Consider the following 11,434-nt stretch of genomic DNA (forward strand, 5'->3'; position numbering starts at 1 on the left):
TGGCGAAATTGGCTCAGGGGCAATCGACAGAGGGCCTTCAGAGAGCTTGAAGAGTATATGGAATTGTCCCCATATTGAGAGACCCTGAAAGAACGTTTCCTTCGCTGACCAACCCGAATACCATCCTGTACAGGCTATGCCAGGTGAGTTGGTCAGACTGGCGGAACCGATGGTCAGGAGGCATCAGGTGCGAGCATACATGGGTTCGAACATGCGCGGGGCGATGGGTGCGCCGACCGGCCCAGCACCTTCAGGACTGGCTCCCAAACCGTTGGATCAGCTGCCCCGCCTGGCACGTGACACCACCGAGGAAGACCCTTGGCCGGTCAGCGTGCTCAGCCAGAAGTACCACGACGCCGTGGCCCGTTGGCCCGGAGCCTGGGTGGAGGGTCAGATCGTGGAGATCAACACCCGCCGGACCGGTTCGGCATATCTGACCCTGCGCGACAACTTCGAGGACATCTCCATCAACGTCATGGGCTTCCGGGCCTTCGCCACTCAGGCTAGGGAATTCCGCCAGGGCGACCGCGTGGTGGTGCATGGGCGGCCCGACCTGTGGATCAAGCAGACCCGTCTGAGCTTTATGGCCGACCGGATCAAGCGTGTCGGTACCGGCGACCTGAAGGAGCAGATCGACCAGCTCAGGCGCAAGCTCAAAGGCGAGGGCCTCTTCGATGCAGAAAACAAGGTTCCCCTGCCCGAATTTCCCCGGCGCATTGGCCTGATCTGCGCACCCAAGGCCAGAGCCGAGGGGGATGTGATCACCAATGCTCGCCTGCGCTGGCCTACCATCGAATTCTCCGTGGTGCACGCCCACGTTCAGGGCCCTCAGTGCCCACCCGAGGTGGTCGAGGCCATCCAGAAGCTGGATGCCGATCCGGCTGTGGATGTGATCATCGTTGCCAGGGGCGGTGGCAGCTTCGAGGACCTGCTGGGCTTCTCGGACGAGTCCGTGGTCCGGGCCACGGCAGCCTGCGTCACCCCCATCGTCTCGGCCATTGGCCACGAGGACGACTGGACCCTGATCGACCTGGCCGCAGATCTGCGCGCCTCCACCCCCACTGACGCAGCCAAGCGCGTGGTGCCCGACCTGGTCGAGCAGGAGGGCATCATCCAGGAAGCCCGGATGCGCATAAATGCACGGATCGAAAATATGGTCGAAGGCGAGACACGGCTGATCGAGGGATACGCCAACCGCCCCAGCCTGACCAAGCCGCAGACCATGCTGGACAAGCCTCAGCGACTGGTCGACGAGTCCCTGGTTCGCCTGGATATCGCCCTGCGGCGGATCGTGGACGATGCCTCCCTGACCGTGGAGAAGCTCCAGTCCTCGCTGACCGCACTCTCTCCCCAGTCCACGCTGGACCGCGGATACGCAGTCGTGCAGACCTTGGACGGGAAGGTGGTCGTCAGCCCACAGCAGGTTCAGACCGATCAGGATCTGACCCTGACTGTCAAAGAGGGCCGGATCGAGACCAAAGTCGTCAGCGGGCAGTGACCGATCCCACGTGGTCAGCCACATATAATCATCAGCGATAATCATCCTTATTAATTAAAAATTTGATAACGCACCAGATAAGAAGAGGAGCAGGCATGAGCGACACCGACGAGGAGCAGACCCAGCGGAATCAGAAGGAGCAGGGCAAGGAACAGCCGGTACTGGCCTCGGCCCTGAGCCAGAAGGAACGCGAGACCATCGCCAAACTGCCTTATGAGCAGGCTCGGGATCAGCTGATCCAGGCGGTTCAGGCGCTGGAGGCCGGCGGCCTGGACCTGGATGCCTCCATGCGTCAGTGGGAGATCGGCGAGGCCTTGGCCAAGCGTGCCCAGGAGCTGCTGGGCCAGGTGCGGGCCAAGCTCGATGCCGCCCAGCAGGAGCAGGCCAGCGCCGGCGCACAGGCTGGCACCCAGTCCAACTTGGATGCCTGAAGAGCCCCCTATTCCACCATCACCGTGGCAAGCAGAGCTGCATGATCCGAACCATCGATGGGTATGGTCTGCAGCCGATTGGCTCTGATGTCACGGTCCACCACAACATGATCGATGGCCACCAACCTTGGCAAGGGTGCCCTATTGGCCGGCCAGGTCATGCTCATGCCATGCCCAGCCTGACGTGCCCCATCACTGAACCGCTCCCCCAGCATGTCTCGGAAAACTGCATGATCGTAGGTGGCGTTAAAGTCCCCCAATAGCACGTATCGTGTGTGCTCGTGCTTCCGTAGCTTTCCCAGGTCGGACACGCTGCGTCGCCAGGCATTCCAACTGCCCGGTTGCGGCGAGGTGGTATGGACCGAGACGAATCTGACACTGGTCTTGCCCCTGTCGAAGTCGATGCTGGCCGCCGGCATCATGGAGGAGCGAGAACCCACGTCGTCCTTTGATGGAGACTGCATTGGCGCGGCCGTCCAAAGCCCGTTGGCGTATTCCTTCGAAGATGTGGAAAGCTGCTCGTGGGGCAGATAGCGGTCGATGCCGGCCTTGTGCAGACGGTCCACAAAGTCCTTGCTGACCTCCTGCAGAGCCAGCACCTCGACCCGGTTGTCGCTGACAGTCTTGACTACCTGATCAGCATCAGCCTGACCCTTATAAACGTTCAGGGTCATGACCCGGGCCACACTGTCATACCGATCGGGATGTTCAAGGGCCATGAGCTGATCAGCTTGACCGTTGAGCTCGGATCCCTGCTGGTAGGAGGGGTACTGCCAGTAGACATTAAGGGCCAAGGCGGCGATAAGCACCAAAGCCGTAAACCATCGCGAAGCCATCAGAGCCAGGACCAGGGCCAGCAGTCCCAAAATGATGAACCAGGGCGTCAGAGCAGCCAGATCAGGCAAGTAGGGTATCGCTGACAGCCATGCCGGGCAGGAACGCGCCGCTAGGACCAGCAAGCTGACCAATGCCAGCAGTCTGGCCGTCCACCCAAAGACATGCTTCACCAGGAAGGACTGTCTGAATTTCGCCATGGTCTCCTCCCAAGGGATACACAGTCAGCTTGACCGTTGAGCAATTGTAAACCATGACCGTATGGCGGGCAGGGATAGGAGGCTGACTTTCTCCAGGAAGCGTACGGCCCTAGCCTGCACACCAGCGACCTGCCCAAGTCGCACTTCGTGGTACAGTAGTTTCCGTTGCCCCGGTAGCTCAGGGGATAGAGCACTTCTCTCCTAAAGAAGGTGTCGTGCGTTCGAATCGCATCCGGGGCACCCAGAAAGTTCAAGCATAAAGAAATATCTGGCTTTGCCCCCAGCAATCATTTTCCAGCCCAATGACCTCTTGTATTCTGACGCGTCGCCTCAGGCATTCCCCGCTAACCTGCATCCACTACATCCACACATGTACATTGGCATGGGTTGCCCGTCCTGGACGAGGTGTCGGTACTGTTAGTCGGGCTTATACGCAGTTCGGCTGACACAGGTGCCGGGCAGACCATCGAAGTCAGAGCAGCCAATCAGGCCCGGGCTGACTTACACGACTTACACTATATACTGATTGCTATGCTTGCTTGACCGTCCCAAGCCCAAAGAAGAAGAGACTATAGAGTGGGGCTGTCCATCTGCATTCCGTGAGTCTGCTCAGGGACGGAGGACGGCATGTCATCCTCGTTATCTCTCTGCACGGCCAGCAGTACCTGCCGCCTGTTCCACCTTGCCAAATGACGAATGATCGTTTGATCATTGTTGAGATAATAAGCAGCCAGCTCCCGGTTGAACCAAATCCTGTCCTTATCACTGGTAGGCACGGTGAGCGGATGCCAGTCGCCATGCGCGAACATCAGCCCATTGCCGGCGAGCAACGCAGTCCTCTTATTGCCGTCGCCAAATGGCTGCATCTTGGCCAGGCCGGCGAAAAGACGCACCGCATCTTCCAAGATGTCCTCCCCAGTTGCTCTTTCAACAGTGCTTCTTATCAGGGATGCAAGAGCGGCGGAATCAGGCACGGGCGGCTCATACCTTCCCAAAGTGGTATTGACCATGACAGGGGCGCGTTCGTCGCGCAGCTTGCCGGGTTCCATGGCGGCAGTCCTTGTCAACTGTGCGTTGATGGACTTCACGTACGCCATGTCAATCGGCTCGTGAGCATAGTCGTAGTGCAGGGTGTACTCTGCGGCCTGCCGCAAATCAAGCAGAAGGTTGTAGTCGGCTTTGGAATTGACAACCTGGGGATTGCCCGTGCGCAGGAACTCCTCAGTGGCCATGAATGTCGACTGCAATCCATCAAAGGTTCGGCCCATGGAGTACAGAAGCCGGGCAACTTGTTTGGTGCTCAGTGATCCATACTCGCTCATGTACGTTTCCTTCTGATCCTATGTTGCTTAGATTCTCTCATGCCAGTTATGCTTTGCATCGGCTGTTTTTACCTGACTTCCGACCAACTGGCAGGCCGTGAGTTGCATATAGCTGATTTAGCATTGACCTCTTCGGCGACATCGATCGAAAAGAGCTAAACAAAACAAGTTGTGTCACCACACACGCCAGTTACGGTTATCGAAGAACACCCTCGTATTTCTCATCGGTACATAAAGGCAGGAATGGAGCCACAGTCTTCAATCTGATTCTCACTGCCATCAGCGTAAATTGAATGCTGCAGGCCTACAACACGATACGTATGCAAGAGTCGGCCAGGGAAAGACCATCTCTCCCTGGCCGACCATTCATTACAGATCTACTCTGCAGAGCCTGGCTATGCTACTTTTTCACCGTGTAGCCCTGCTGCTTGGCGTAGTTCTGCAGATCCTTCTGCCAAGCAGCGATCCCCTGATCCAATGTGGCCGACTTGGAAGTGAAAGCGGTCATCTTGTCACCGTAGATTCCACGTGCATAGACCTCAAAGGGCAGGAACTTGTAGCCAGGCAGAACGTCCTTGGCGGCCTGCGACAGGACCTCATTGAACTTCTGGCCGCCGAAGTAGGCGTTGTCCTTGCCGTCGGCATCCTTCAAGCTGGTCATAGAGAGGAACTCGTTGGACTTCAACGTGTTGTTGTCAGCCGGGAAGGCGCCGCCATCGACACGGGTCTTAATGCCCTCGGCGTTGTGGCAAGCGTATTCCAAGAACTTGTATGCGGCCTTGCTCTTGGAATCATCCTTGGTCTTGATCATAGCCAGCGAAGACCCGCCGTTCTCAGAATTCTCTTTGCCACCCTTCTCCCAGGTAGGCATCTGCGCCACACGCCACTTGCCGGAGGCATCAGGAGCACCGGACAGCAGGTTGTAGGGCATCCAAGCGCCGGTGAGCAAGGAAGCGATTGATCCGTCATTGAGACCCTTGTTCCAGTCGTCCGACCATCCAGGAATCTTCGTGTTGATCAAATCCTCATTGATCATCTTCTGCCAGTAGTCGTCCCACTTCTTGACCTTGGGGTCACCGGTCAGATTGATGGTAACGGTCTTGCCGTCCTTGCTGGTGGCAAAGGGCTTGGCGCCGGCCTGCCAGGTCATGGAATCGAAGAACCCTGCATCGCCTGAGTCCGAAGTGATGTAAGAACCGACGGCCTTGATCTTCTTGGCCGCCTCATAATACTCATCCCAGGTCGTAGGTACTTCAGTCACTCCGGCCTTGTCGAACACTTCCTTGTTGTAGAACAGGGCCATGGGGCCCGAATCCATAGGCAGCGCGTAGACGCCCCCGTTCAGATTCACTGAGTTCCAGGTGCCCGGCGTATAGAAGCTCTTGTACCCGGAGGCGCCCATGTCAGACAGATTCTGCAGCTTGTCCTGAGTGGCATACTCGGGCAGTGCATAATATTCGATCTGTGCAAGGTCAGGGGCGCCCTTGTTGGCGGACAGAGCGTTGTTCAAGGCCGTGTACTCTTTTTTGTTGGTGCCGACATTGGTGACCTTCACCTTGATGTCGGGGTTCTTGGCTTCGAATCCCTTGACTGTTCGAGGAAGGGTCGAATCCCAGGACCAGACCAAGATTTCGGTCTTCCCGCCTTTGCCCGACGCAGAGGAGCCGCTGCCGGATCCGCCGCAGCCGGCAAGTCCGAATGCCATGGCTACAGCACCTGTCAGGGCTATGACCTTCGTCATCTTTTCGAACCTCATTGTCCCTATCTCCTTTTCTGTTGTCCTTGGCAACAACACATGACTACTGATATCTTTTCGCTGTCCTACGGCTCAAGGCCTGTAGCACGGTTTTAGTTTCTTTTGTTATTCTTTGACGGCTCCTGCGGCGAGGCCGGATTGCCAGTATTTCTGCAGGAGGAGGAAGGCGATGACCAGGGGGATGATGGTGATCAGGCTGCCGGTGATGACCAGGTTCTGGATGGCCTGCCCGCCCGCGGTGCTGGCCTGGTCCTTCCACTGGTTCAGGCCGATGGTCAGCGGGTACCAGTCCGCGTCCTTGAGCATGATCAGGGGCAGGAAGTAATTGTTCCAGGTCGCCACGATCGTGAACAGGGCGCAGGTCACGATCCCCGGCGCCAGAAGGGGCAGGCTGATGGTGCGGAAGGTGCGCCACTCCGAGGCGCCGTCCACGCGCGCCGCCTCCAGCAGCTCGCCGGGCACGGCCTGGTCCGAGAAGATCCACATCAGGTACAGGCCGAAGGGGCTGATCAGGCTGGGGATGATCATGGCCCAGGGCGTGTTGGTCAGCCCCAGCTTCGCGAACAGCAGGAACTGCGGCACCGCCAGCGCGATGCCCGGCACGCTGATCGCGCCCAGCACCACCGCGAACACCGCCTTGCGGCCCGGGAACCGGAACTTGGCCAGCGCATACCCGCCCATCACCGCCAGCAGCGTGGCCCCTCCCGCGCCCACCACCACGTACAGGAGCGTGTTCGCCAGCCAGCGGGCGAAGATCCCGTCCTGGTAGGAGAACACCTCCCGGATGTTGTCCCACAGGGCGAACGAGCGTCCCGGCCCCAGGCCGAACGTGCTCGTGAAATCCGCCTGCGTCTTCGTCGCGTTCACCAGCAGGTAGGCGAACGGGAACAGGCAGTACAGGGCGAACACGCCGCACGCCAGCGTCAGCCACACCGACCGGCGCGGGTTCGACGGGTTCGAGAACCCGCTCGACGCCGCACGACGCCGCTCCGCCCGCTCGTCCGCCGCCACCCGGCGCGCCCGCGCACGCTCCGCCGCACGCACCCGGCGGCCCTGCTCATCCAGCACGCTCATCGCATCTGCTCCCTCATGCTCCGCAGCTGCACCGCATACGCCACCAGCATCGTCAACGCCGCCATCACGATGGCCAGCGCAGCCGCATAATTGGACTGATTGCCCGAAAAACTCAGATTATACGCATACATGTTCGGCGTGTAATACGTCGTGATCGCATTGCCCGGCACCATGTTCTGCATCACGCTCGGCTCGTTGAACAGCTGGAAGGAGCCGATGATGCTGAAAATCACCGTGATCGCCAGCGAGCCCCGCAGCTCCGGCAGCTTCACCCGGCGCACCACCTGCCACTCGCCCGCCCCGTCGATCGCCGCCGCCTCATACAAGGAACGCGGCACCGTCGACAGCGACGAATAGAAGATCAGCATGTTATACCCCGTGAACTCCCACGTATTGATGTTCCCGATCGCCGCCAAAAGCACCGACGGCTGCAGCACATCCACATGCGTGCCCAGCCACGCGTTCAACGAGCCCACCAGCCCGTACTTCGCCCCATACATGAACCCCCACACCAGGGCCGAGACCACCGCCGGCACCGCATACGGCAGAAACGTCGAAATACGGAAGAACCGCATCCCATGCAGACGCAGCGAATCCAACGCCAACGCCATCAACGCCGACAGGCACAGCATGATCGGCACCTGCACCACCGTGAACACCACCACCCGGCGCACCGACGACCAGAACTGCCCATCAGCCACCAGACGACGATAATTCGCCAACCCCACAAACACCGTCCCACCAACCATACGATGCTGAAACAAGGAAATCCACACCGCATACACCACCGGCACCACAAACACCACCACAAACACCACAGCAAACGGCCCCATAAACAACCAACCACGCCAACGAGAACTCACGTGGCCCCGGGGTGCACTGCTTGACCGGGTAGCATCGCCGCTAGCAACAGCAGCCATATCTGACCTTCTCCCTCGAAGCTCTACAACAACACAAACAATCAAGCTCCGACCATATCGAACTGCAATGGACGTTCACCGGATGTTTTCGTTATCATAATAGCACGTATCTGCGAATCAAATATTCTCTGAATCTCTGATATAATGGTGATTATAAAAATGGTGTCGCAAACATATTGTCTGCCACCAAGGAGCAACCGACGCTAAGGACGGCAAGCTCCCATGAGCTGGATCAGGTAGGCATGGGACGGAAGAAACAGGTATCGATACAGGACGTTGCACAGTTTGCCGAGGTATCGCCGCAAACTGTGTCGCGAGTCGTCAACGACAGCACGGCTGTGCGCCCGAACACCAGACAAAAAGTACTGAACGCCATGGAAGCCTTGGGCTACCGACCGAATTATGCCGCCAGGGCGCTGAAGCACGGCCGGTTCAACAATATTGGCATCGTCCTGTTCAACATCACCACATTTGGCAATGCACGCATCCTGGACGGCGCTGTGGAAGCCGCATCAGAATTCGGATATGCGGCGACCATCCACGTCGTCAACCACTCATCGGAAATTACCTTAGCGGACATCGTAGAGCAGATGAAGCAGTTGCCTGTGGACGGCGTCATCGTGGTGCTTGAACAGAGAGTCGGCGATTTTGATCGTTTCAGACCCAGCAAGGAGCTTCCCGTCGTGCTCATCACCGAGAAGCCTTCCCCTCATTGCCCCACTATCGATGCCGACCAATACGGATGCTCGACTTCGGCTGTCGAATATCTGCTCAAAAAAGGCCACCGCACTGTTTACCACATCTCAGGCCCCTCGACCTCACGAGCTGCGGAAAGCCGGGCCAAGGGATGGAGGGACGTTCTTCATGCTCACGGCATCCCAGTGCCGCCGACTTATATAGGTGATTGGGAAGCAGACAGCGGGTATGAGGCAGGACGAGCCTTGGCGCATGAAGCTGATTGCACAGCCATCTATGCAGCCAACGACCAGATGGCTTATGGAGCCATTGAGGGCCTCAAAGACTCCGGCAAAAGAGTCCCTGAAGATGTCAGCGTGATCGGTGTCGACGATTCTCTGATCGGAACGGTCCCAAGATTGAGTCTGACTACCATGCGCATGGATTTTGAAACCATCGGGCGTGAGGCCTTTGCCAAGGTCAAACTCCAGTGTGAGGGAGAATACGTTCCTACAAACACCAAGACGCTTATTCCGGCAAAATTGATCCAGCGCGGCTCGGTCATCGACATCAGCCAGCGACAGGAATAATCGCGGTTAGGTCGCCCCCCCCCCTGAACCATCTGACACGGCTTCACTACCTTGGCCGAGTACAAAGTAGATATCAAATCACAGGTACCTTGCTCTTTGTTGCAATGATGCGGCGGACTTCTGCAATGCTCGCATAACAGTCCAGAGACCTTATCGCCACCTTCAACAAGCCGACATGCACGCTTGTCTATACCCAGGAGATTATTCATTAGTTAGCTAACAATCTATCTCAGGAGAGTCTTTGAGCGAAGACTATGGCAAGCGGATCAAACGGGCAGCCAACCTCATGTCGCGATCCATGGATGCTTACGCGGGCCAGTACGGACTGACCGGCACCCAGATGTCCATCATCGACTTCCTAGGCGAAGCCCAGAACCACACCCAGCGGGACATCGAGATGGAATTCGACATCCGTCCGTCCACAACGACAAAAATCCTGCAGCGTATGGAGGCCAGCGGACTGGTTGCCATCAAACGGGATCCCAGGGACGGCCGTCAACGCATCATTGCTCTCACCGCCAAGGCCCGGGGCCTGCAGACAGCAGTGCGGGCCTATATCAATGACCAGCAAACAGCCATGGAACGCCGGTTCGACCAACGCGATCTAGCTGCCTTCGATCGTGTGCTGGCCTATTTCATCACCCTGAATTCCGATGAATCCTCTCAGGCCGGAAAGGAGTCTCGCTCATGAGCGCAACCCAAGCAACCCAGGCACAAAGCACAGCAATCCCTCGCAGGGTAATCGGCGCGGTGGTAGCCACTGGCATCATGTCTTTCTGTGGCGTGATCGTGGAAACGGCCATGAACATCACCTTCCCGGCCCTCATGAGCCATTTCGGCATCGGAACCTCCAGCGTGCAATGGATGACCACCCTCTACCTGCTGGTCGTCGCCTCCATCACCCCGCTCTCGGCGGCTCTCAAGCGCCGATTCCGCAGCCGGACCCTCTTTCTGTGCGCCAACCTGCTCTTCCTGAGCGGACTGGTCATCGACGCGCTGGCTCCGGTCTTCCCGCTTCTGCTGCTGGGCAGGGCCATACAAGGGTTGGGCACCAGCATCGCCCTGCCACTGATGTTCAACATCATCCTCCAGGAGGTTCCGACAAAGCGCATCGGCACCATGATGGGCGTAGGCACCCTGATTACGGCCATCGGACCGGCTGTCGGCCCCACCTTCGGCGGTCTGGTAGCGACCACCATCGGGTGGCGTTTCGTCTTCATCATCCTGATCCCCGTACTGCTCGTCTCACTGGTGACCGGCCTGGCCTGCATACCCTCGGTTCCGGTGGCGGCAGATGACGACCAGGCTGGACTGGGTCCGCTTGACGTGCTCCTGATGGTTCTGGGCTTTGCAGGTCTGATCTTCGGCATCAGCAACGCCTCGGCAGGATGGCTCTCCTGGAGATTCGGCGGGGCGCTGGCCCTGGGCCTTATCGCCTTGGCAGCGTTCACCCTCCGCGCCCGGCATCAGGCCCAACCGATCATTGACGTGCGCCTGTTCACCGACAGCCGCTTCTCCCTGCACGTCGGCGCCTACATCCTCTTCGAGATCAGCGCCCTGGCTCTCTCGTTCATCCTGCCCAATCACCTGCAGCTGGTCGATGGCTGCACCTCCCTGCAGGCCGGTCTGGTGGTGCTGCCGGGCGCGGCGATCGGAGCCGTCCTGGCACCGCTCTCCGGCAGGCTCTACGATCAGCTGGGCCCGCGCATTCCCATCATCAGCGGCAGCTGTGTCGCCCTGATCGGCCTCCTGGGATTTGCCCTGACGGCACGTCAGCTGACAGCAGTGGCCATCCTGATACTTTATATTTTCTTCATGCTGGGCATCGGGCTGAGCTTCGGCAACATCATGACCAACGGCCTGCACAGGCTGAGCCAGGAACAACAAGCTGATGGCAACGCCATCTTCAACACCGTCCAGCAGTTCGCCGCAGCCATCGGCAGCAGCCTTGCAGCCACCATCGTCGCGGCAGGCCAGGCCGCAGTCGCAGACCGACGGCTGGGCACCATCAACGGCTCCCAGCACGCCCTGATCCTACTATTGGTCATCGGTGCCTTGGAGATCCTTCTGATCCTGGCCGCTCTGCGTCGCACCCGGCAACCACAGCGGAATTAATATCCGACACGCGAATCAT

General features: G+C 58.6%; 10 protein-coding genes and 1 tRNA gene. 6 read left to right on the forward strand and 5 right to left on the reverse strand.

Annotated features, from left to right (window positions below):
- The first annotated feature begins 223 nt into the window (after positions 1-223).
- Entirely contained in the window at positions 224-1,498 is a 1,275-nt protein-coding gene (gene xseA, locus P273_RS0104470) for an exodeoxyribonuclease VII large subunit (RefSeq protein ID WP_024627288.1), read from the forward strand.
- A gap of 95 nt (positions 1,499-1,593) precedes the next feature.
- On the forward strand, positions 1,594-1,929 hold the full coding sequence (locus tag P273_RS0104475; RefSeq protein ID WP_024627289.1) for an exodeoxyribonuclease VII small subunit: 336 nt from the start codon (positions 1,594-1,596) through the stop codon (positions 1,927-1,929).
- An 8-nt stretch (positions 1,930-1,937) separates the two neighbouring features.
- Here the strand turns inward: P273_RS0104475 and P273_RS0104480 are convergent, their stop codons facing one another.
- Positions 1,938-2,963, reverse strand: coding sequence for an endonuclease/exonuclease/phosphatase family protein (locus P273_RS0104480; protein WP_081709256.1), 1,026 nt, complete (start codon positions 2,961-2,963; stop codon positions 1,938-1,940).
- 167 nt (positions 2,964-3,130) lie between these two features.
- Between P273_RS0104480 and P273_RS0104485 the strand changes: the two genes are divergently transcribed.
- Positions 3,131-3,203: transfer RNA gene (locus P273_RS0104485), tRNA-Arg, on the forward strand.
- Positions 3,204-3,532: 329 nt separating this feature from the next.
- Here the strand turns inward: P273_RS0104485 and P273_RS0104490 are convergent.
- From P273_RS0104490 to P273_RS0104505, 4 genes are all read right to left on the reverse strand, one after another.
- A complete protein-coding gene (locus tag P273_RS0104490) occupies positions 3,533-4,195 on the reverse strand; it encodes a Fic family protein (protein WP_253269567.1) in 663 nt (220 codons plus the stop codon).
- 490 nt (positions 4,196-4,685) lie between these two features.
- Complete coding sequence (locus tag P273_RS0104495) at positions 4,686-6,041, reverse strand: ABC transporter substrate-binding protein (RefSeq protein WP_024627292.1); 1,356 nt, start codon at positions 6,039-6,041, stop codon at positions 4,686-4,688.
- A gap of 105 nt (positions 6,042-6,146) precedes the next feature.
- Positions 6,147-7,115 (reverse strand): carbohydrate ABC transporter permease, encoded by a 969-nt coding sequence (locus P273_RS0104500; protein WP_024627293.1) that lies wholly within the window; start codon positions 7,113-7,115, stop codon positions 6,147-6,149.
- Positions 7,112-7,948 carry a carbohydrate ABC transporter permease gene (locus tag P273_RS0104505; RefSeq protein ID WP_253269572.1) on the reverse strand — a complete coding sequence of 279 codons (837 nt, stop codon included), beginning with the start codon at positions 7,946-7,948 and terminating at the stop codon, positions 7,112-7,114. The genes P273_RS0104500 and P273_RS0104505 overlap by 4 nt, the downstream gene beginning before the upstream one ends.
- 329 nt (positions 7,949-8,277) lie before the next feature.
- Here P273_RS0104505 and P273_RS0104510 point away from each other — a divergent pair, with 329 nt between their 5' ends.
- The 3 genes from P273_RS0104510 to P273_RS0104520 all read left to right on the forward strand — a co-directional run bounded on the left by P273_RS0104510 (position 8,278) and on the right by P273_RS0104520 (position 11,415).
- Positions 8,278-9,300, forward strand: coding sequence for a LacI family DNA-binding transcriptional regulator (locus tag P273_RS0104510; protein WP_029676151.1), 1,023 nt, complete (start codon positions 8,278-8,280; stop codon positions 9,298-9,300).
- Positions 9,301-9,541: 241 nt separating this feature from the next.
- On the forward strand, positions 9,542-9,991 hold the full coding sequence (locus P273_RS0104515) for a MarR family winged helix-turn-helix transcriptional regulator (protein WP_024627296.1): 450 nt from the start codon (positions 9,542-9,544) through the stop codon (positions 9,989-9,991).
- Positions 9,988-11,415, forward strand: a complete 1,428-nt coding sequence (locus P273_RS0104520) for an MFS transporter (protein ID WP_024627297.1) — start codon at positions 9,988-9,990, stop codon at positions 11,413-11,415. The genes P273_RS0104515 and P273_RS0104520 overlap by 4 nt, the downstream gene beginning before the upstream one ends.
- The last annotated feature ends 19 nt before the right edge of the window (positions 11,416-11,434 follow it).

The sequence above is a fragment of the Bifidobacterium sp. A11 genome, from assembly GCF_000499185.1.
Taxonomy (GTDB): Bacteria; Actinomycetota; Actinomycetes; order Actinomycetales; family Bifidobacteriaceae; genus Bombiscardovia; species Bombiscardovia mizhiensis.